This window comes from Thioclava dalianensis (assembly GCF_000715505.1).
GTDB classification, from domain to species: Bacteria; Pseudomonadota; Alphaproteobacteria; order Rhodobacterales; family Rhodobacteraceae; genus Thioclava; species Thioclava dalianensis.
In genome coordinates this window covers 94,095-113,911 of record NZ_JHEH01000005.1, presented here as the reverse complement: position 1 = coordinate 113,911, position 19,817 = coordinate 94,095, and the positions used below count along the sequence as shown (strand labels likewise).

General features: G+C 63.4%; 19 protein-coding genes and 1 riboswitch. Of the genes, 13 read left to right on the top strand and 6 right to left on the bottom strand.

The features are described from left to right. The first annotated feature begins 1 nt into the window (after position 1). From DL1_RS05990 to DL1_RS05935, 13 genes are all read left to right on the top strand, one after another. A complete protein-coding gene (locus tag DL1_RS05990) occupies positions 2 to 847 on the top strand; it encodes a carbohydrate ABC transporter permease (protein ID WP_038063815.1) in 846 nt (281 codons plus the stop codon). Then, positions 844 to 2,928 (top strand): alpha-galactosidase, encoded by a 2,085-nt coding sequence (locus DL1_RS05985; RefSeq protein WP_038063814.1) that lies wholly within the window; start codon positions 844 to 846, stop codon positions 2,926 to 2,928. The genes DL1_RS05990 and DL1_RS05985 overlap by 4 nt, the downstream gene beginning before the upstream one ends. Beyond that, positions 2,925 to 3,821: a 2-dehydro-3-deoxygalactonokinase gene (locus DL1_RS05980; RefSeq protein ID WP_038063813.1), complete on the top strand. Its 897-nt coding sequence runs from the start codon at positions 2,925 to 2,927 to the stop codon at positions 3,819 to 3,821. Before DL1_RS05985 ends, DL1_RS05980 begins: the two co-directional genes overlap by 4 nt. Beyond that, positions 3,818 to 4,423 carry a 2-dehydro-3-deoxy-6-phosphogalactonate aldolase gene (locus DL1_RS05975; RefSeq protein ID WP_038063812.1) on the top strand — a complete coding sequence of 202 codons (606 nt, stop codon included), beginning with the start codon at positions 3,818 to 3,820 and terminating at the stop codon, positions 4,421 to 4,423. The genes DL1_RS05980 and DL1_RS05975 overlap by 4 nt, the downstream gene beginning before the upstream one ends. Beyond that, positions 4,420 to 5,274 (top strand): SMP-30/gluconolactonase/LRE family protein, encoded by an 855-nt coding sequence (locus DL1_RS05970; RefSeq protein WP_038063810.1) that lies wholly within the window; start codon positions 4,420 to 4,422, stop codon positions 5,272 to 5,274. Before DL1_RS05975 ends, DL1_RS05970 begins: the two co-directional genes overlap by 4 nt. A 251-nt stretch (positions 5,275 to 5,525) precedes the next feature. Further along, a complete protein-coding gene (locus tag DL1_RS05965; RefSeq protein ID WP_038063808.1) occupies positions 5,526 to 6,470 on the top strand; it encodes a sulfurtransferase in 945 nt (314 codons plus the stop codon). Beyond that, positions 6,467 to 7,606, top strand: a complete 1,140-nt coding sequence (locus DL1_RS05960) for a YeeE/YedE family protein (protein WP_038063804.1) — start codon at positions 6,467 to 6,469, stop codon at positions 7,604 to 7,606. The genes DL1_RS05965 and DL1_RS05960 overlap by 4 nt, the downstream gene beginning before the upstream one ends. After that, positions 7,603 to 7,767 (top strand): hypothetical protein, encoded by a 165-nt coding sequence (locus DL1_RS21875; protein ID WP_169740907.1) that lies wholly within the window; start codon positions 7,603 to 7,605, stop codon positions 7,765 to 7,767. The genes DL1_RS05960 and DL1_RS21875 overlap by 4 nt, the downstream gene beginning before the upstream one ends. Positions 7,768 to 8,105: 338 nt before the next feature. After that, positions 8,106 to 9,062 carry a galactofuranose ABC transporter, galactofuranose-binding protein YtfQ gene (gene ytfQ / locus DL1_RS05955; RefSeq protein ID WP_038063802.1) on the top strand — a complete coding sequence of 319 codons (957 nt, stop codon included), beginning with the start codon at positions 8,106 to 8,108 and terminating at the stop codon, positions 9,060 to 9,062. Between the two features lie 88 nt (positions 9,063 to 9,150). After that, the gene (locus tag DL1_RS05950; protein WP_038063800.1) at positions 9,151 to 10,662 is read left to right on the top strand and encodes a sugar ABC transporter ATP-binding protein; all 1,512 of its coding nucleotides are present in this window, start codon (positions 9,151 to 9,153) and stop codon (positions 10,660 to 10,662) included. Continuing rightward, positions 10,659 to 11,702: an ABC transporter permease gene (locus tag DL1_RS05945; RefSeq protein ID WP_038063798.1), complete on the top strand. Its 1,044-nt coding sequence runs from the start codon at positions 10,659 to 10,661 to the stop codon at positions 11,700 to 11,702. Before DL1_RS05950 ends, DL1_RS05945 begins: the two co-directional genes overlap by 4 nt. Then, complete coding sequence (gene yjfF / locus DL1_RS05940; protein WP_038063796.1) at positions 11,699 to 12,691, top strand: galactofuranose ABC transporter, permease protein YjfF; 993 nt, start codon at positions 11,699 to 11,701, stop codon at positions 12,689 to 12,691. The genes DL1_RS05945 and yjfF overlap by 4 nt, the downstream gene beginning before the upstream one ends. Continuing rightward, a complete protein-coding gene (locus DL1_RS05935) occupies positions 12,637 to 13,443 on the top strand; it encodes a FadR/GntR family transcriptional regulator (protein WP_248642586.1) in 807 nt (268 codons plus the stop codon). Before yjfF ends, DL1_RS05935 begins: the two co-directional genes overlap by 55 nt. Before the next feature lie 13 nt (positions 13,444 to 13,456). Here DL1_RS05935 and nrdF read toward each other — a convergent pair whose 3' ends face one another. From nrdF to DL1_RS05905, 6 genes are all read right to left on the bottom strand, one after another. Further along, positions 13,457 to 14,446, bottom strand: coding sequence for a class 1b ribonucleoside-diphosphate reductase subunit beta (gene nrdF, locus DL1_RS05930; RefSeq protein ID WP_038063793.1), 990 nt, complete (start codon positions 14,444 to 14,446; stop codon positions 13,457 to 13,459). 8 nt (positions 14,447 to 14,454) lie between these two features. Beyond that, positions 14,455 to 16,587 (bottom strand): class 1b ribonucleoside-diphosphate reductase subunit alpha, encoded by a 2,133-nt coding sequence (gene nrdE / locus DL1_RS05925; protein WP_038063792.1) that lies wholly within the window; start codon positions 16,585 to 16,587, stop codon positions 14,455 to 14,457. Between the two features lie 91 nt (positions 16,588 to 16,678). Continuing rightward, positions 16,679 to 17,092, bottom strand: a complete 414-nt coding sequence (gene nrdI / locus DL1_RS05920; RefSeq protein WP_038063790.1) for a class Ib ribonucleoside-diphosphate reductase assembly flavoprotein NrdI — start codon at positions 17,090 to 17,092, stop codon at positions 16,679 to 16,681. Between the two features lie 4 nt (positions 17,093 to 17,096). Further along, positions 17,097 to 17,318 carry a glutaredoxin-like protein NrdH gene (nrdH, locus tag DL1_RS05915; RefSeq protein ID WP_038063789.1) on the bottom strand — a complete coding sequence of 74 codons (222 nt, stop codon included), beginning with the start codon at positions 17,316 to 17,318 and terminating at the stop codon, positions 17,097 to 17,099. 101 nt (positions 17,319 to 17,419) lie between these two features. Then, a riboswitch (cobalamin riboswitch) is annotated at positions 17,420 to 17,609 on the bottom strand. A gap of 224 nt (positions 17,610 to 17,833) precedes the next feature. After that, entirely contained in the window at positions 17,834 to 18,847 is a 1,014-nt protein-coding gene (locus DL1_RS05910; protein WP_038063788.1) for a cyclase family protein, read from the bottom strand. Continuing rightward, the gene (locus DL1_RS05905; protein ID WP_051693361.1) at positions 18,813 to 19,745 is read right to left on the bottom strand and encodes a 3-hydroxyacyl-CoA dehydrogenase NAD-binding domain-containing protein; all 933 of its coding nucleotides are present in this window, start codon (positions 19,743 to 19,745) and stop codon (positions 18,813 to 18,815) included. Before DL1_RS05905 ends, DL1_RS05910 begins: the two co-directional genes overlap by 35 nt. Positions 19,746 to 19,817: the final 72 nt, after the last annotated feature.

Genomic DNA, 19,817 nt, shown 5'->3' with positions numbered 1-19,817 from the left:
GATGTTTCCACGTCCAATCCAAACCATGAGCCCGGCGGCACGCGTCACCTATCAGGTTGCGCTGCCGGTGATGTTGATCTTGTGGCTGCTGCCGCTTCTGGGTGTGGCGGTGACCTCGCTGCGGCCCGCAAGCGATCTCGCGCAGGGCAATTACTTCGGCGTGCCCTCGCGGCTGGCCTTCGGCAATTACCTCGAGATTTTCCACAACTCGCCTTTTGCCAGCTACATGCTCAACTCGTTCCGGGTCACGATTCCGACCGTGATCGGCGCTGTGGCGCTGTCGTGCCTGACGGGCTATGCGCTTGCGATCTACAAGTTCCGCGGCAATCTGATCATCTTCTTCATTTTCGTCGCGGGCAATTTCGTGCCGTTCCAGATCCTGATGGTGCCGGTGCGCGATCTGACGGTGAAGATGGGGCTGTATGATACAGTCACCGGTCTGGCGCTGTTCCACGTCGCGTTTCAGACCGGGTTTTGCACCCTGTTCATGCGCAATTTCATCAAGGCGCTGCCCAAAGAGCTGATCGAGGCGGCCCGTGTCGAGGGTGTGGGTGAATGGCAGATCTTCTGGCATATCGTGATGCCGCTGGTGCGGCCCGCGATTGCGGCGCTTTCGGTGCTGGTCTTCACCTTCATCTGGAATGACTATTTCTGGGCAACCGTGCTTACCACGGGCTCTGATACCCAGCCGATCACCGCCGGTCTGCAATCGCTGAATGGCCAGTGGGTCGCGGCGTGGCAACTGGTGTCGGCAGGGTCGATCTTGGCCGCGCTTCCGCCTGTCGCGATGTTCTTCCTGATGCAACGTCACTTTATTGCAGGGCTCACGCTCGGGGCGGTCAAATGAACAGAATATGGCACTTGAACGGCCCTTCGGTGAGCCTCGTGCTCGCAAGCCATGAGGACCGTCTGGCGCAGGTGGTCTATTGGGGGGCTGCACTGCCTGAGGGCGAGGATCTCGCGCAGCTTGTCGCGGCGGCGCGGCCCGATGCGACGGGGGGCATGCTTGATGAGGCGCCCGAGATCTCGATCTGCCCCGAGATCTCGCGCAGCTTCCCAGGCGCGGCGGGGCTGAGCCTACGCGGCAGAGGCGGTACGGTTCTGCGGCCCGCTTTCCGCTTTGAGGCAGAGCGCGAGGAGGCAGGCACGCTTATCCTGTCATTTCACGATGCAAGCCTAGGTCTGCGCTACGAGGCGCGGTTCGCGATTGAGGCGACCACCGGGCTGATCACCGCGCATTCCGCGCTTGAGGCAGACCAGCCGGTCGCTCTGAACTGGCTGGCCGCGCCGGTCTTTCCCGCGCCGCAGCTTTGCGATGAGATGCAGGAGATTTCGGGGCGGTGGTGCGCTGAGTTTCAGATCAACCGCACGCCTTGGATCCCCGGGCAGCGGGTGCGCGACAATCCCACGGGGCGCACAGATCACGCGCATTTCCCGGGACTTATTCTGCCCGCGCGCGGCGCTGGAAAAACCCAAGGCGAGACTTGGGCGCTGCATTACGGCTGGTCCGGCGGGCATCGGATGGTGGCCGAGGAATTGCCCGACGGGCGCAGGCAGGTCCAGTTTGGCCATGCGAGCGGCACAGAGCTGCGCCCCGGCACCCGCTTTGAAAGCGCACCCCTTTACGCCGCCTATTCCAGCGCAGGCTCGAATGGCTGCGCGGTGGCTTTCCAGCGCCATCTGCGCGATCAGATCGTCACCTTCCCCGAAGGCGCGCAGCCGCGCCCGGTGCATTACAATTGCTGGGAGGCGATCTATTTCCGCCACGATCTGGCTGAGCTCAAGGACATTGCGGCGCGCGCGGCGGCGCTTGGGGCCGAACGCTTCGTGTTGGATGATGGCTGGTTCGGTCGGCGCGATGACGACAGATCGAGCTTGGGGGATTGGCAGGTCGATCCGCGTAAATATCCCGAGGGTCTGGGGCCGCTGGTGGAGCATGTGCGCGGGCTCGGCATGGGCTTTGGCATTTGGTTCGAGCCCGAGATGGTCAATTGCGACAGCGATCTGGCGCGCGCCCATCCCGAGTGGATTTTGGGCCCCGATGATCAGATCGAGGGACGCCAGCAGCGCGTGCTGGACGTCGCGCGCGCCGATGTGCGTGACTATCTGTTCGGCGCGATTGATGCCATTCTCTCGGCCCATGCGATCAGCTACGTGAAATGGGATCACAACCGGGTGCTGCCCTATCCTGACGCCGATCAGGCGCGCGGGCTTTATGCGCTTCTTGACCGTTTGCGCGCGGCTCATCCGATGGTCGAGTTCGAGAGCTGTTCCTCGGGCGGCGGGCGGATCGACTTCGGCATTCTGGGGCGCAGCTCCCGGGTCTGGCTGTCTGACAGCAACGATGCCATCGAGCGGCTGCGCATCCAGCATGACGCGGCACTGTTCTTGCCGCTCGATGTGACCGGCAGCCATGTCGGTCCGCGCACCTGCCACACGTCGGGACGGGTGATCGACATACGGATGCGCGCCTGGGTCGCGGCGCAGCGGCATATGGGGTTCGAGATGGATCCCCGCGAACTGACCGACGAGGAGGCGCAGGTCTTGCGCGAGGTCACGCAGTGGTGGAAAGACAATCGCTGCTGGCGCGCACGGGCCGATATCTTGCGGCTCGAAAGCGCCGATCCGGCGGTGATCGCCGAGATGCAACTGGCCGAGGATGGTCACCGCTTCGTGCTGTTTTCAGGACAGGCGCAAAGCTCGGCGCAGGTCTTGCCGCGCCCGCTGCGGCTGACCGGTCTCGACCCGAAGGCGCGCTACCGGGTCAGCCTGCGCAACCGCGACGATGTCGTGGGCCTGTCGCGCGGGGCGCCTGCGCTCAAGAGCGGAGATCTCGAGTTGAGCGGTCAGGCCTTGATGGGGCAGGGGCTTTTGCTGACTTGCGGCTATCCGCAGACCATGTGGGTCATTGAAGGAGAACGTTTATGACCGAACCAGCCCAACAGCCGGACTGGATCGCCGCCGATTGGGGGACGACCTATCTGCGGGTCTGGGCGATGCGCGGCACGGATGTGCTCGATCATCGCAGCGTCCGAAAGGGCATGGGGGTGGTGCGTCCCGAGGAGTTTGGCGCGGTGCTCGAAGAGACCATCGCGGGCTGGGGCCCGGCGCCGGTCATGGCTTGTGGCATGGTGGGCTCGCGGCAGGGCTGGGCCGAGGCGCCCTATGTCGCCGCACCTTGTGCAGCCAAGCCGCAGCTCGTGCGCGTGCCCGATCATGCCGCGCGCGCCGTTTATATCGCCTGCGGCATCCGGCAAGACAGTCCGCCCGACGTGATGCGCGGCGAAGAGACCCAGATTGCGGGCCTTCTGGCGTTTGAGCCGGATTTTGCAGGCGTCGTCTGTCTGCCGGGGACGCATACCAAATGGGTTGGCGTGGCGCAGGGGCAGATCACGGGCTTTCGGAGCTGCATGACGGGGGAGATCTTCGATCTGCTTAGCAATCAATCGGTGCTGCGCCACACGCTTTCGGCGCAGGCCGATGACATGGATGCCTTTGACGCGGCCGTCGCCGAGGCGCTGGACGATCCGGCGGGCGCCTATGGAGCTCTGTTTGCTCTGCGCGCAGGTGGCTTGCTGCACGATCTGTCGCCGCGCGAGGCCGCTTCGCGCCTGTCTGGCCTGCTGATCGGCTGGGAGCTTGCCGCGACGCGGAGCTTCTGGACCGGTGCGCGGGTCGCGCTGATTGGCAGTGCCACGCTGAGCCCGCTTTACGCGCGTGCGCTGGCCGGGCAGGGCCTGCAGGCCGAGACCCATGCCATCGATCCCGTTACTCTCGCCGGGCTGAACATGGCCCGCCAAAGCCTAGGAGCCTTTTCATGAGCCGTCCCCTGATCGCCATTCTGCGCGGGATTTCCCCGCATGAGGCTTTGCCCATCACCGAGGCCCTGCTCGCCGAGGGCGTGACGCGGATCGAAGTGCCGCTGAATTCGCCCGACCCGCTTGAGAGCATCGCGGCCATGGTTGCCAAGTTTGGCGCGCAGGCCCTGATCGGCGCGGGCACCGTTTTGACCCCCGAGCAGGTGAGTGCTGTGGCTGCAACGGGCGCGCAGCTCATCGTGTCGCCCAATTGCGACACGGATGTCATCAAGGCGAGCAAAGCGGCGGGCTTGCAGAGCTTCCCCGGGGTGATGACGCCCAGCGAGGCTTTTGCTGCGATCGCGGCGGGGGCGGACGGGCTTAAGCTGTTTCCCGGTGAGCTGGTCGGGCCTGCTGGTCTCAAGGCGATGCGCGCGGTGATCCCGAGCGAGATGCCGATGTTTGCCGTGGGCGGCGTGTCGGTGGAAAATATGCCCGCGTGGCACAAGGCAGGGGCGGCAGGCTACGGCATCGGCTCGTCAATCTACAAACCCGGCGATGATGCGGCAACCGTGGCGGCCAAAGCCCGTGCCCTCGTCGCTCGCTTCGATGAGGTCTGCGCATGACTGGGACGACTGTTTACGACGACCGCGCCTGCTTCCTTGGGGAAGGTGTGATGTGGCATCCCGAACGCGCACAGCTGTTCTGGTTCGACATTCTCGCGGGCCGGTTGCTGAGCCGCGACGCGAGCGGCCCGCTGGAGTGGCAACTGGGCGAGATGGCCTCGGCTGCGGGCTGGGTCGATCGCGACACGCTGCTGATCTCGACCGAGACGGGGCTGCGCCGGTTCGACATTGCCTCTGGCACGCATGAGCCGGTGGCCAAAGTCGAGGCGGAGCGTTCCGAGACGCGCTGCAATGACGGTCGCGCCGATCCGATGGGCGGCATGTGGGTCTCGACGATGGGCAAGGGCGCAGAGCCGGGTGCGGGCACGATCTATCGCTATTACAAAGGATCGGTGGAGCCGCTCTTTCCCAAGATTACGATCCCCAACGCGATCTGTTTCTCGCCCGATGGGCGGCGCGCCTATTTCGCCGATACGCCGAGCGGGCGCATTCAGACGGTTGCGCTGGATGCCGACGGCTGGCCCGAGGGGGCGCCCGAGCTGTTCGTCGATCTTGAACCCGAAGGCCTGAACCCGGACGGGGCGATCTGCGACAGCGACGGTGGGGTTTGGAACGCGCAATGGGGGGCGGCGCGTGTCGCGCGCTACCTGCCAGACGGCACATTTGATCGGGCGATCTCCGTGGGCGGTCAGCACAGTTCCTGTCCGGCATTTGGCGGGCCGCAGATGCGCGATCTCTTCGTCACCACGGCGCGCGAGGGGATCGAGGCACCTGTGGCTGGGGAGGGTCTGGTCTATACCGCCGATGCAGGGGTAAGCGGCCAGCCGGTACCGCGCGTCGTGCTGGTCTGATCTGAGGCGTGCAGGGCGCGTTTGCCCCGCTCGGGCCGCAGGGCTGGGCTAAAAAATCTTGTTCGATGCACTCCGCGATGCGTGGAATGGCAATCCGCAAGGCGTCGCCCTGATGCCGAATGTTTCGCAAGAGCCCCCCGCCTATGGGTCGTCTTTCGCAAGCGGGTCTCACGTAGTGCGCCGCGAAGCTTGACAGTCGCGTGATCGCGGCCGAAATGAGGGGTGAACACACCCCATCGGGAGATCCTGACATGAAACGCTTAGCGCTTTCGCTCGCAGCGACGCTCGTCGCTGTTTCCGCCACCGCCAGTTGGGCGGCCGATCTGGGCCCGCTCGTCACGCCGCAAGAGCTCCAGACCGCGCTGGCAGCGCCGTCGGGCGCGCCTGTTGTGCTCGATATCCGCTCTGATGCCTATGCGCAGGGCCATATTGCGGGCGCAGTGCATGCCCCTTACGGGCTCTTTCGCGGCCCGGCCGACAATCCGGGCGAGCTTTTGCCCGTGGAGCAGCTTGAAGCGACCTATGAAAAGCTCGGCCTTGATCCGCAAAAGCCCGTCGTGATCGTCTCGCAAGGCGATACGGACACCGATTTCGGCGCCGCGGCCCGCGTCTATTGGACGCTCAAAAGCAGCGGCTTCACGTTGCTTTCCGTGCTCAATGGCGGCGAGCAGGCTTGGGTCAATGCCGGTCAGCAGGTCTCGACCGATGCGGTCAAACCGGTGCCGACCGAGCTGTCGATCACCTGGAACAACGCCTGGACGGCAGATACGCCGGACGTCTCCAATGTCGTTGATGGCAAGCAAAAAGCCGTGCTTCTGGATGCCCGTCCGCCCGCGTTCTTCGAGGGCAAGAAGGCACATCCCGCAGCCTCTCGTCCGGGCACGTTGCCGGGGGCCGAAAACTATCCCTACACCAAGTTCTTCCAATCCGGCGCGACTGCGATCTCGAACGTGACAGATGCACGCGCGCTGAAATCGGCGCTCGGCATCTCGGATGGCCAAGAGGTGATTTCCTTCTGCAATACCGGGCATTGGGCTGCGACCGACTGGTTCGCGCTGAGCGAGCTGGCCGGGATCGAAAACGTCAAACTCTATCCCGGTTCGGTCGTCGAATATTCGCATGGCGACGGCAAGATGGAGCACACGCCCGGCCTGATCGACAACCTGCTCAACCAGTTCCGGAGCGATAAGGGATGACGCAGGCGGCTGTCTCTGACGTTCCGGCGGAGCGCCCGGCCTCGGTCGGGTTCCGCCGGGGCGTGCTGATCCTAGCGGGCCTCGTGATGATCGGACTGGTCGCGCTGTTCGTGGGCGCGCGCTACGGCCTTTTGCTGGCGGTCGGGCTTGGGCTGGGCGTCTTGCTTGAGGGCATGCGCTTTGGCTTTGCCGGGCCGTGGCGGGCGATGATCCTGCGCCGTGAGCCCTCGGGACTGGTCGCGCAGCTTCTCTCGATTGCGCTTGTGGCCATTGTGGCGATCCCGCTTCTGACCTCGCATGCGGGTGAGCTGGTCGGGGCAGAGGCTCCAATCGGCTTTGCGATGGTCGGCGGAGCCTTCGTCTTTGGCGCCTGCATGCAGATCCTGCTGGGCTGTGGCTCGGGGACGCTGGTCAACGCGGGCAGTGGCAATCCGGTGGCGCTTGTGGCGCTGCCGTTTTTCGCCATTGGCAGCTTTGCGGGCGCCTATGGTCTGATCTGGTGGACCAATCTCGGCGCGCTGCCGATCTTGCAGTTTCGCGGCGTGACGGGGCTTGTGATCACGCTCGTTCTGCTGGCTTTGGTTGCAGGGGTCACGCTGTGGCGTGCCGCTCCGGGCACCGTCTGGCTCAGCCGTCGCCATGCGCTGGCCGCGGTGATCCTGGCGGGGCTTGCGATCTTGTATCTCGCCGTTGCGGGCCAGCCTTGGGGCGTGGTCTATGGGCTGGGCCTTTGGGCGGCCAAGGTGGTGAATGTCTTCGGCGTCGATCTTTCGGGATCGGCTTTCTGGAGCGCGCCCGGTTCTGTCGCACGCCTGCATGCGAGCCTGTTGACGGATTACACCTCGCTCTCCGATATCGGCCTGATCGCAGGCGCTTTCGGGGTCGCGGCGTGGCGCCGGGGTGGGCTTGACGCAAAGCTGCCGAACTACCGTGCACGGGCGTGGGTCGCCACGATCATCACCGGCTTCCTGCTGGGCTATTCCTCGCGGCTGGCGTTTGGCTGCAATGTGGGCGCGTTCTTTTCGGGCATCTCCACGGGCAGCCTGCATGGCTGGGCATGGTTTGTCGCGGCCTTCGCTGGGGCTTTCGTCGGCATTCGCCTGCGCCCGATTCTGGGGCTGGAGGCGCGCACATGACCCGCGCTTTCACCGCAACTGTTGCGATTGTCTCGATTGCCGCGCTGGTCGTCTTTGATCTCGTGGTTGCGCCGCCCAACCCTTATCAAGCCCCGGCGGTCTTTGCGCTGGGGTCGGGCAGTGCGGCCTCTGGCGGGTTCTGCGGCGCCTTGCCGAAGTGACGCGCGCGCGGCTTGGACGCGCGGTTGTTTGAGATCCAGATCTTCCCCGCTCCCTCGGACAGGGCGCGGGGAAATTTCGTCTAGGGGCCAAGTTTGCAGCGGCTCGTCCGTCTGGTGCAGGGCGCGACTCTGCGGGCTGGTTTTGATTCAAAAAGACGAAGGACGTGGGTGGCTTCCGGGGCGGCGAGCCCGTAACTGCCGATTCCGTGGGTAAAATAACCATTTAATATCATTGTCTTGCGGAATCTTGTGATCGCCAGCAATCAGAACTGTTTACAAGAATAATAAAGTAATACTTAATAGCTCTCGGTTGGAGGACCATTCAAAGGGAGGAACACATGAACATTCTGAAATCACTTTTGTTGAGCGCGGCTGTCTTGATGCCTGCGAGCGCTTTTGCCGCGAATGAAACGGTCGGATTTTCGCAGATCGGATCGGAATCCGGTTGGCGCGCGGCGGAGACCTCGGTGACCAAGGCCGACGCGAAAGAGCGCGGGATCACGCTGAAATTCGCGGATGCCCAGCAAAAGCAGGAAAACCAGATCAAGGCGATCCGTGGCTTCATCGCGCAGGGCGTCGATGCGATCTTGCTGGCCCCCGTGGTCGCGACCGGCTGGGACGAGGTTCTGGGCGAGGCGAAGGATGCCGATATTCCGGTCGTGCTGATGGATCGTAAGGTCGATGCGCCCGACGATCTCTATCTGACGGCGGTTACCTCGGATACCGTGCATGAGGGCGAGGTCGCGGGCGACTGGCTCAAGAAGGCCGAGGACGGCAAGCCGTGCAACGTGGTCGAGCTGCAAGGCACGACCGGCGCGTCGGTGACCATCGACCGCAAGAAGGGCTTTGCCGACGCGATTGCGGATGCACCCAATATCAAGATCATCCGCAGCCAGACCGGCGATTTCACGCGCTCGCAGGGCAAGATCGTGATGGAGAGCTTCCTCAAGGCTGAGAATGGCGGCAAGGATATCTGCGCGCTCTACGCCCATAACGACGACATGGCGCTTGGCGCGATTCAGGCGATCAAGGAAGCCGGGCTCAAGCCGGGTGAGGATATCAAGATCGTGTCAGTCGACTCCGTGCCCGATATGCACCTCGCGATTGCGCATGGGCAGTCCAATGCGACGGTCGAGCTGACGCCGGACATGGCCGGGCCCGCCTTCACTGCGCTTGAGGCGTATTGGAAGGATGGTACGATGCCTCCGAAATGGATCCAGACCAAGTCCACGCTCTACACGCAGGATTCCGACAATATGGCGGCCTATGAGCGCAAGAAGGATCTTGGATACTGATCCTCCCTCGCCGGGTGCGTGATCTCTCGCGCGCCCGGTGATTTCGGGGTTGGCTTGTCCGAGGACATTCTTGCTGAAAGGGGCCGCAATGGCTGTTGATACGCCGCCCGTCCTGCATGCGACGGGCATCTCCAAATTCTTTCCCGGGGTGATCGCGCTCGATGATGTCGAGCTTGCCCTCTATCCCGGCGAGGTCCACGCGCTTCTGGGTGAGAACGGCGCGGGCAAATCCACCTTGATCAAATGTCTCACAGGGGCCTATTCGCGCGACGGCGGCACGATCTTGCTCGACGGGAAGCCGATAGATCCGCGCGATCCGCTCTCCAGTCAGGCAGCCGGGATCGGCACGGTCTATCAAGAGGTCAACCTTTTGCCCAATCTGAGCGTCGCTGAAAACCTGTATCTGGGTCGCCAGCCGCGCCGCTTTGGGATGATTGACCACCGCCGGATGGTGCGCGATGCACGCGCGGTGCTGGCCGAATACGGGCTCGATCTTGATCCGGCGCGCCTGCTGTCGAGCTATTCCATCGCGATCCAGCAGATCGTGGCCATCGCCCGCGCGGTCGAGCTGTCGGGCAAGGTTCTGATCCTTGACGAGCCGACCGCGAGCCTTGATCGCGATGAGGTGCAGCTGATGTTTTCGGTGATCCGCCGCCTCAAGGCGCGCGGGCTTGCCGTGGTGTTCATCACCCATTTCCTCGATCAGGTGCTTGAGCTGTGTGACCGCGCGACGATCCTGCGCAATGGCTGTGTCGTGGGGACCCGGCGACTTGAGAGCGTCAGCCAGACCGAAATTGTGACGATGATGTTGGGCCGTCAGCTTGAGGCGGCGACCAAGCATCACGATGCCGGTCCGCCCGGCAAGCTGTTGCTGTCCTTGCGCGGCTTTGCCCGCCGTGGCGCAATCGAGCCCTTCAATCTGGACATTCATGAAGGCGAGGTGGTGGGGCTGGCCGGGCTTCTGGGCTCGGGACGCAGCGAGACCTGCAACGCGATCTTTGGCGCTCAGGCCGCCGATCGGGGCACAGCCGAGCTGCGCGGCGCGCCATTGCAGATCCCCAATCCCCGCGCGGCCATCCGGCATCGCTTTGCGCTCTGCCCGGAGGATCGCAAGACCGAAGGAATCGTGGGCGATCTGTCGGTGCGCGAGAATATCATCTTGTCCTTGCAGGCGCGGCAGGGCTGGTTCCGACCGCTGCCCCGCGCCCGGATCGAGGAAATTGCGCAGGGCTATGTCAAGGCGCTCGATATCCGGCTGGCCAATCTCGACACGCCGATCCGGCTTTTGTCGGGGGGCAATCAACAAAAGGCGCTGCTGGCGCGCTGGCTTGCCACGGAGCCAGATTTCCTGATCCTCGACGAGCCTACGCGGGGCATCGATGTGGGCGCGCATGCCGAGATCATCGCATTGATCGAGCGGTTGCGGGCGCAGGGGATGGCGCTGCTGGTGGCGTCGTCCGAGATGGAGGAGCTGGTGGCCTATTCCAGCCGCATCGTCGTGATGCGCGACCGGCGTCAGGTCGGCGAGCTGCGCGGTGAGGCGATCTCGCCCACATCCATCATCCGCGCCATTGCCGCCGAAGAGGAGGCCGTCGCATGATCCGTGCAACCATCCGCCGTATCTTGCCGCAGCTCGTCATTTTGGCGCTGGTGCTGGGGCTGAATTTCGCGATGTTCCCGGGCTTCTTTCATCTGGAGATGCATAACGGGCGTCTGTTTGGAAATATCATCGACGTGCTGAACCGAGGCGCTCCGGTGGCGCTTTTGTCGGTGGGCATGACGCTGGTGATTGCCACGCGCGGCATCGATCTGTCGGTGGGCGCGGTGATGGCAATTACCGGGGCCGTGGCCGCCTCGGTCGTGACCGAGGGCGGATCGTGGATCATGGCGCTGCTGGCCGCGCTTGGGGCAGGGGCGCTGTGCGGGATCTGGAATGGCTTTCTAGTTGCGGTGCTGCGCATCCAGCCGATTGTTGCCACGCTGGTCTTGATGGTCGCAGGGCGGGGGATTGCGCAGCTGCTGACCAAGGGCGCAATCCTGACCTTCAACGATCCGGGGCTGATCCGTCTGGGCGGCGGCACGATCCTGAGCGTGCCGACCCCGATCTGGATCTGGGTCACGCTTGCGGTCGTCGTGGGGCTCGTCGTGCGGCGCACGGCGCTTGGCCTGCTGATCGAGGCCACGGGCATCAATGAAAGATCCGCGCGGCTCGCCGGGATCAATGCCAAGGTTTTGCTGATCGCGGTGTATCTTGTCACCGGTCTTTGCGCTGCGCTGGCGGGGATCGTCGTCACGGGAGATATTCGCGGGGCGGATGCCAATAATGCGGGGCTCTGGATGGAGCTGGACGCGATCCTTGCCGTGGTGATCGGGGGCAACTCGCTGCTGGGCGGGCGCTTTTCCATCACTGCCTCGCTGCTCGGGGCGCTGATCATCCAGTCGGTCAATTCGGCCATTCTGCTTTCGGGCATGCCGGTCGAGTTCAACCTCGTGATCAAGGCGATCATCATCATCGCAATCCTGGTGATTCAGTCGCCACGGGTGAAACATTCCATCTATTTGCTGCGGGCCTCATCGGGTCCGGTCTTGGCGCGGCGCGCAGTGGCGGCCAAAGGCGCGGTCGGGGAGGACCATCCATGAGACATTCGACGCGCCTGCCGCTTTACATCACGATCGTCACGTTTTTCGTGGCCTATGCGGCCTGTATCTTCCAGTTTCCCAATATGCTCTCGTCGCGTGTGGTGGCAAATCTGCTGACCGACAATGCTTTTCTGGGGATCACGGCGGTCGGCATGACCTTTGTGATCCTCTCGGGCGGCATCGATCTGTCGGTGGGCTCGGTGATCGCCTTCACCGGCGTCTTTCTGGCGGTGATCTTGCGCGATACCTCGATCCATCCGCTGGCCGCTTTCGCCATTGTTTTGGTCATCACCACGGTCTTCGGCGCGGCGATGGGGGCGATCATCTACTATCTTGAGATGCCGCCCTTCATCGTCACGCTTGCGGGGATGTTTTTGATGCGCGGGCTGGCCTATGTGCTCTCGACGGAATCGGTGCCGATCACGCACGAATTCTATGGTTGGCTGCAATCGCTTTACTGGAAAGCCCCGGGGGGCGGGCGCTTCCGGATCACCGGGCTGTTGATGGTGCTGAGCTTCGTGGCTGCAGCGATCGCGCTGCACCGCACCCGCTTTGGCCGCAATGTCTATGCACTCGGCGGCTCGGCCCAGACCGCGCAGCTCATGGGGGTGCCCTGTGCGCGCACGACGATCTCGATCTATGCGGTCTCGGGCGGATTGGCCGGGCTGGCGGGGATCGTTTACTCGCTTTATACCTCGGCGGGATATTCGCTGGCGACCGTCGGCACCGAGCTGGACGCAATTGCCGCAGTGGTGATCGGGGGCACATTGCTCTCGGGCGGTAGTGGTTTTGTGGCTGGCACCTTCTTTGGCATCATGATTATGGGGCTGATACAGACCTACATCGTTTTCGATGGGACATTATCGAGCTGGTGGACGAAGATCGTGATTGGCGGTTTGTTGTTTACCTTTATTATGTTGCAGAAGGGGTTGGCTTGGGCAACGACGGCACGCATTCCGCGGGCGAACGTATCCGCCGCGCGATCATGAACCTGTCGGCAGGCGGCGGGTTCACGGATCGTGCCTTCAACAACACTGCCTATGTCGTCGACCGTCTTGGCCTTGCCATCGTGGCCGGAGAATATCCCGAACGCACGATGATCCCGTTGGACCCCGATCTCGAAGAGATGTTCGGGGTCTCGCGCACGGTCATTCGCGAGGCGAAGAAGACGCTGATTGCCAAGGGGCTGCTGGTCTCGAAGGCGAAGGTCGGCACGCGGGTCTGCCCGGCGTCGGACTGGAACATGTTCGACCCCGATCTGCTGCGCTGGCACACGATGCAGCGCCGCCCCGAGCAGTTTCTGGCAGAGCTATACGAGGTGCGCCTGATCGTGGAGCCGGCTGCTGCCGCGCAGGTCGCCAGCCGCGCGCAGCCCGAAGATCACGCGCTGCTGGCGGCGAAATGCACCGCACTTGCCAATGCCAATCGCCGCGATGCTTTTGCGATTGCCGATCTGGAGTTTCACAAGCTGGTGCTACATCTCTCGGGCAACCGGTTCCTGCAATCGCTGGGCGATCTGGTTCAGGCGGCGCTCTATTCGCTGCTGGCCAGCGAGACGGATAGCGGCGCCCCACAACGAGGCCCTGCCGATTTCGCGGAGGTCGTCGAGAAGCACCGCGCCATCGTGCGTGCCATCGAACAGGGCTCGCCCGAGGCGGCCCGTGCCGCGATGCAGGCGGTGATCCAAAGCGCGCGCGACGAGATGGAACGCGCGCGCCATGACCCGGGCACGGGCGCATAAGCGCCCCGCGGGCTTAGAAATCCCAGTCGGAATCCTCGGTGGCCACGGCCTTGCCGATCACATAGCTCGACCCGGAACCCGAGAAGAAATCGTGGTTCTCATCCGAGCCGGGCGAGAGGGCGGCCATGATCGCAGGGTTCACCTGCACCGCGTCATCGGGGAACAGCGCCTCATATCCGAGGTTTTGCAGCGCCTTATTGGCATTGTAATGCAGGAAATGCTTCACATCCTCGGTCAGACCCAGCGGATCATAGAGCTGCTCGGTATAGCGGCTCTCGACCTCATAGAGATCGAAGAGCAGCGCAAAGGCGAAATCTTTGATCTCTGTGCGCTCGGCCTCGCTCAGACCGGCCAGCGCGCGCTGGAACTTGTAGCCGATGTAATAGCCGTGGATTGCCTCGTCGCGAATGATCAGACGGATCAGATCGGCGGTGTTGGTCAGGCGCGCGCGGCTCGACCAGTGCATCGGCAGATAGAAGCCCGAATAGAACAGGAAGCTCTCCAGAAAGACGCTCGCGACCTTTTTGCGCAAAGGCGAGCCCGTCGCGTCATACTCATCAAGGATCAGCCGCGCCTTGGCCTGAAGATGCTCGTTCTCGCTGGACCAGCGGAAGGCCTCATCGACATCGGCAGTGTTGCAAAGCGTCGAGAAAACCGACGAATAGCTGCGCGCATGCACGGCTTCCATAAAGGCCACGTTGCTCAGCACCGCCTCTTCATGCGGGGTCACAGCATCGGCCATCAGAGTGGGCGCGCCCACTGCGTTCTGGATCGTGTCCAGAAGCGTGAGCCCGGTGAACACCCGGATCGTGAGCGTCTGCTCTTGCTGGGTGAGTTGCGACCAGCTTTGAATATCGTTGGACAGCGGCACCTTCTCGGGCAGCCAGAAATTCGAGGTCAGACGGTTCCAGACCTCGAGATCCTTGTCGTCCTCAAGACGGTTCCAGTTCACCGCACGTGGCACGGCGCGCAATCCGGGGCGGGGGGCGTTGAGATCTTTCATATCGGTCCTCACAGCGTGCACGAAACACAGCCCTCGACCTCGGTCCCCTCAAGGGCGGACTGGCGCAGGCGGATGTAATAGATGGTCTTGATGCCCCGCTTCCAGGCGTAGATCTGGGCGCGGTTGATGTCGCGGGTGGTGGCCTCTGCGGGGAAGAACAGCGTCAGCGACAGACCCTGATCGACATGCTCGGAGGCCGCCGCATAGATGTCGATGATCGCCTCGGGGCCGATCTCATAGGCATCGCGGTAATAGTCCAGATTGTCATTGCTCATGTAGGGCGCGGGGTAGTAGACGCGGCCGATCTTGCCTTCCTTGCGGATCTCGATCTTGGCGGTGATCGGGTGGATCGAAGAGGTCGAGTTGTTGATGTAGCTGATCGAGCCGGTCGGCGGCACGGCCTGCAGGTTGCGGTTATAAAGCCCGCCCTGCATCACCGCCTCGCGCAGATCAGCCCAATCGGCGCGGGTCGGCAGGGTGATCCCGAAACGCTCGAAGAGGGCCGTGACGGTCTCGGTTTCGGGCAGCCAGTCGCGCTCTGTATATTTGTCGAAAAAGCTGCCATCGGCGTATTTCGAGGTCTCGAACCCCTTGAAGCTTTGGCCATGGATGCGCGCCAGCTCATTGGAGGCCCGCAGCGCGTGATAGGCGATGGCTGCGAAATAGGCGCTCGTGAAATCGACCCCCTCGGGGCTGGCATAATGGATGCGCTCGCGGGCGAGAAAGCCGTGCAGGTTCATCTGGCCCAGCCCGATCGCATGGCTCTCGTCATTGCCCTTGCGGATCGAGGGGACGGAGTCGATCGCGCTCATCTCCGACACCGCCGAGAGCGCGCGGATCGCGGCCCCCACGGTCGCGCCCAGATCGCCGCCATCCATCGTGCGCGCGATGTTGAGCGAGCCGAGATTGCACGAGATATCCGTGCCCATCTGCGCATAGCTCAGATCGTCATTGAAGCGCGACGGCTCGGCCACTTGCAGGATTTCCGAGCACAGGTTGGACATGGTGATGCGCCCCGCGATGGGGTTGGCGCGGTTCACCGTGTCTTCGAACATGATGTAGGGATAGCCGCTTTCGAACTGAATCTCGGCCAGCGTCTGGAAGAAGTCGCGCGCCTTGATCTTGCGTTTGCGGATGCGCTGATCGGCGACCATCTCGTGATATTTCTCGGTGATCGAAATCTCGGAGAAGGCGCAGCCATAGACGCGCTCCACGTCATGGGGCGAGAAGAGATACATCTCGGCGTTTTTCTTGGCCAGCTCGAAGGTGATGTCGGGGATCACCACGCCAAGGCTCAGGGTCTTGATGCGGATCTTTTCGTCGGCATTCTCGCGCTTGGTGTCGAGGAAGCGCAGGATGTCGGGGTGATGGGCGTGCAGATAGACCGCACCTGCGCCTTGACGCGCGCCAAGCTGATTGGCGTAGCTGAAGCTGTCCTCCAGCAGTTTCATCACCGGGATCACGCCCGAGGATTGGTTCTCGATGCCTTTGATCGGGGCGCCGTGCTCACGGATATTGCTCAGCATCAGGGCCACGCCGCCGCCGCGCTTGGAGAGTTGCAGTGCCGAGTTGATGCCGCGCCCGATGGATTCCATGTTGTCTTCCAGCCGCAGCAAGAAGCAGGACACAAACTCGCCGCGCGCCTTCTTGCCCGCATTGAGGAAGGTGGGGGTGGCAGGCTGGAAGCGGCCCGAGAGAACCTCGTCCATGATCTGCATTGCGAGCGCCTCATCGCCGCGCGCAAGGGCCAGCGCGACCATGACGACCCGGTCCTCATAGCGCTCAAGATAGCGCTGCCCGTCCCAAGTTTTGAGCGTGTAAGAGGTGTAGTATTTGAACGCACCGAGGAAGGTCGGGAACCGGAACTTGCGCGCAAACGCGGCCTCCCAGATCCGGTGCAGGAAGCCGCGATCATATTGATCGAGCACCGCGCCCTCGTAATAGCCCTTCTCCACGAGATAGCCGAGCTTTTCATCGAGCGAGTGGAAAAACACCGTGTTCTGGTTCACATGCTGCAAGAAATACTGCCGCGCGGCCATCCGGTCGGCGTCCAGCTGGATGTTGCCCTGCGCATCGTACAGATTCAGCATCGCGTTGAGCGCGTGGTAGTCAAGTTCGTTGGTCTGGCGGGCGTCAAGCATCGTCCCACAACTCCTCGGCTGGGCGCATGACAAGCTCAAGCTTGCGGCGCGGGTCTGTTTCAGTGATCTCTGGGCCGTGCTCGGGCGAGGCTCAGGCGGTTGCTTTCGCGCGCCCCCAGAACAAGTCGAGCCCGTCGCGGATGCGGATGATGTCGGTCTGAGTGCCCGCCAGCTCGAATTTGTAGAGCAGAGGGACGCGGCATTTGCGGGCAATCACGCTGCCCGCAAGGGCGAATTGCGCGCCGAAATTGCGGTTGCCCGCGCCGATGACGCCGCGCAGCAGGCTGCGGGCCTCGGGACGATTGAGCAGCGCGATCACCTGTTTGGGGACCGCGCCGCGCCCCTCGCCATCGGAATAGGTCGGGCAGATCAGCACGAAGGGCGCCTCAAGCGTAAGCGGGGCTGCGCTGGCACGGATCGGCAGCCGGGTCGCGGGCAGGCCCAGCTTCTCCACGAAGCGCTGGGTATTGCCCGAACCGCTGGAGAAATAGACAAGCCCGCTCATCGGCTTACGACAGCCGACCGATCATGTCGGGCCGGAAGCCCGCCCAGTGGTCGTCGCCTGCCACCACGACGGGTGCCTGACGATAGCCAAGTCCCTGAACCATTTCCATCGCGCCCGCATCCTCGGTCAGGTCGATCACGTTGTAATGGATCCCCTTGGCGTCCAGCGCGCGGGTGGTGGCGGTGCATTGCACGCAGGCGGGTTTGGAATACACGGTGATGGTCATCTGTCCTGTCCCTTTTCTATGGCCATTGGCGCGGGGACAGGGGCGGGCAAGAGCGCACCCTTGGCGGCTCTGCCACGCGCCCGGGCCCTCCGCCGCGGTCGTCGTTTCTCACGCTTCAGGCAGGTCTCCTGACTTCGCGGCTCAAGCGCCAAGATCCCCTTCCCGACGCGGATGCGTCAGTGGCAACGGAGCTTGGCTTGCCGCTTACAGTTGCGGGGGCAGTACCGGTTTTTCACCGGTTTCCCTCTAGCCTGCACATGTTGGTGCAGGACCCAAAGCAACTGCATATTGATGTTTTAGCCCCCCGGCTGTCAATATGTAGATTGTCCGCCGCGGGCAGAAATTTTGGGAGAGGCTGGGGAAGGGCGTGGCGCACCTAGGTTGCGGCTGTGCCGGACCGGACACAACGGTCGCGCGCGACACCCCACGTGTTGCCCAATTGAGCGCGTGGCGCAAGCGAAACTTCCGCTTGCGCCACACGTGCTTTTTTGCACTTGCCGCGCCCTGCGCGGGGCTCAGATCGTCGCGACCGGGGTCACGGGCGAGCCGATTGCGCCGGGAAGATAGAGCGGCGGCGCGGTCAGGAAGACCGCGTGGCGCTGGCGGTCTTCGAGCGCTTCGGCCAGCTCGCGCAGATACCACAGCTCGGCCAGCGGCATGCCCAGCTTAAACAAGCAGTGGTGATGCAGGGGCAGGCGGAGGCAGCAGGCAGAGGGGTCGGTATGCGGGTTTTCCACGGCGTAATTGTCCGATGCGATTGCCGCGATGCCGCTGGTGCTCAGCCAGTTTTTCAGCGCCTCATCCGTTCCGTCGAGCACAGCGCCCGTGGCATCAAGCGCCGCCGGATCGGGGGCGTCCTGCATATCGCGGAGCGCCTCGGCATAGCCGGTGCGCAGCAGCACGATATCGCCGCGCTTCAGCGTGATGCCTTGCGCGGCGATCACGTCTTGCAGCGCCTCATGCCCGACAAGGGTACGGCCCGGCCCGAAATGGCGCAGGCAATCGATCAGCACGCCGCGCCCCTGAACCGGGGTCTTGGCCATCTCGCAAACCGACAGGCGATGCGCGTAAGAGCCGTGATCGCCCTCGGCATCCGCGCCCAGAATATCCTCTCCGGCGCGATAACCGTTGTAATAGACGCGCTCGGGCGTGCCATCGCCGTCAGCATCGAACAGTGCGCCGACATGGGCCAGCGAATCCCATTGGGTCGAATATTGGGTCGAGAGCAGCACCTGATCGTCGCTGAGCACGTCGCGCAGAATCGGGTCCACATTGGCAAGCGCGTAATTGATATAGGGCGTGTCCTCCAGAAAGGTTGGCTGAAGAACCGGCGGCTTGCGGCGCGGATTGAGCGTCACGGCGCCGGGCAGATCAAGCGGCAGCGAGAGGCAAAACGCCTCGCCGTCGCGGATTTCCTGCGCCGCCGCGCGCCGCTCTGGGGCTCCGATCAGGTTGAGCGTGCCCAGTTGATCGTCGGCGCCAAAATCGCCCCAGTTAGAGCCCTCTGGCCTGTTCACCCATCTCGGCATCGTCATTCTCCTCTGTCTCAATCTGGCGCGCCAGAGCGATCACCGCAGGCAGCAGGGCTTCGACCCGTTGCGCGCGGCGTTCCTGTCTGGCGTCCCATGTGTAGAAGCCCTGTGCGGTTTTGCGCCCCAGCATCCCCGCGGCACATTTGTCGTCAAGTACCTGCGCGGGCGTCGTGTTGGCCGCGAGGTCGGGGTAGAGATAGCGCGCGATGGCGTGATGGGTATCGATCCCGTTGAGATCGCGCTGCAGGATCGGCCCGATCAGCGCCAGCCGCACGCCAAGCGCATAGCGGGTCAGCGTGTCGAGCCCTTCGGCATCGATCACCCCGGCTTCGAGCAGGTGAAAGCACTCCCGCGCCATCGCATGTTGCAGCCGGTTTGCAACGAATCCGGGCAGGTCCGCGCGCAGCCGCGCGACCTTCTTGCCCGAGCGGGTGAGCAGCGCCTCCCAAAGATCCATGGTCTGCGGGCTTGTGGCCGGGGCGGGCACCAGCTCGACCGCCGGGATCAGATCGGCGGGGTTGAAGAAATGCGCAATCGCAAAGCGCTCGGGATGGGTCATATCCCGCGCGAGATCAGCGGCCCGCAGCCCTGATGTGTTCGATGCGATCAGCGTATCCGGGCCGAACTGCCGCGACAGCGCCCCAAGAACCTGCCGCTTGAGCTCGAGCCGCTCGGGAACCGCCTCGATCACGAAGTGGCACGGCCCCCACGCGGCGGGCAGGGCCTCGGGCGTCGGAGCGGTGATGAACTCCTCCGAGGGGCCGATCTGCGCCGCCGCTGCCGCACGGGCCGCTTCGTCCGGGTCGATCAACGCGATGCGATGGCCGCATTTCAGGAAATGCCGGGCCAGTGCGGTGCCCATGATGCCCGCGCCAATTACGATCCCAGTCTCCATCGACGCCTCCTCCAAAAAATATATGTTGACGTTATAAGTTAATGCTGGTGATTTGTAAATCATATCAATATC

Bases quoted from the DNA above. Each gene is read 5' to 3' on its own strand.
- DL1_RS05905 (WP_051693361.1), bottom strand. From the start codon at position 19,745: ATGGAGACTGGGATCGTAATTGGCGCGGGCATCATGGGCACCGCACTG.
- DL1_RS05960 (WP_038063804.1), top strand. From the start codon at position 6,467: ATGACGCAGGCGGCTGTCTCTGACGTTCCGGCGGAGCGCCCGGCCTCG.
- nrdH (WP_038063789.1), bottom strand. From the start codon at position 17,318: ATGACCATCACCGTGTATTCCAAACCCGCCTGCGTGCAATGCACCGCC.
- yjfF (WP_038063796.1), top strand. From the start codon at position 11,699: ATGAGACATTCGACGCGCCTGCCGCTTTACATCACGATCGTCACGTTT.
- DL1_RS05985 (WP_038063814.1), top strand. From the start codon at position 844: ATGAACAGAATATGGCACTTGAACGGCCCTTCGGTGAGCCTCGTGCTC.
- nrdI (WP_038063790.1), bottom strand. From the start codon at position 17,092: ATGAGCGGGCTTGTCTATTTCTCCAGCGGTTCGGGCAATACCCAGCGC.
- DL1_RS05945 (WP_038063798.1), top strand. From the start codon at position 10,659: ATGATCCGTGCAACCATCCGCCGTATCTTGCCGCAGCTCGTCATTTTG.
- DL1_RS05965 (WP_038063808.1), top strand. From the start codon at position 5,526: ATGAAACGCTTAGCGCTTTCGCTCGCAGCGACGCTCGTCGCTGTTTCC.
- DL1_RS05910 (WP_038063788.1), bottom strand. From the start codon at position 18,847: ATGCCGAGATGGGTGAACAGGCCAGAGGGCTCTAACTGGGGCGATTTT.
- DL1_RS05950 (WP_038063800.1), top strand. From the start codon at position 9,151: ATGGCTGTTGATACGCCGCCCGTCCTGCATGCGACGGGCATCTCCAAA.
- nrdF (WP_038063793.1), bottom strand. From the start codon at position 14,446: ATGAAAGATCTCAACGCCCCCCGCCCCGGATTGCGCGCCGTGCCACGT.
- ytfQ (WP_038063802.1), top strand. From the start codon at position 8,106: ATGAACATTCTGAAATCACTTTTGTTGAGCGCGGCTGTCTTGATGCCT.
- nrdE (WP_038063792.1), bottom strand. From the start codon at position 16,587: ATGCTTGACGCCCGCCAGACCAACGAACTTGACTACCACGCGCTCAAC.
- DL1_RS05980 (WP_038063813.1), top strand. From the start codon at position 2,925: ATGACCGAACCAGCCCAACAGCCGGACTGGATCGCCGCCGATTGGGGG.
- DL1_RS21875 (WP_169740907.1), top strand. From the start codon at position 7,603: ATGACCCGCGCTTTCACCGCAACTGTTGCGATTGTCTCGATTGCCGCG.
- DL1_RS05990 (WP_038063815.1), top strand. From the start codon at position 2: ATGTTTCCACGTCCAATCCAAACCATGAGCCCGGCGGCACGCGTCACC.
- DL1_RS05975 (WP_038063812.1), top strand. From the start codon at position 3,818: ATGAGCCGTCCCCTGATCGCCATTCTGCGCGGGATTTCCCCGCATGAG.
- DL1_RS05970 (WP_038063810.1), top strand. From the start codon at position 4,420: ATGACTGGGACGACTGTTTACGACGACCGCGCCTGCTTCCTTGGGGAA.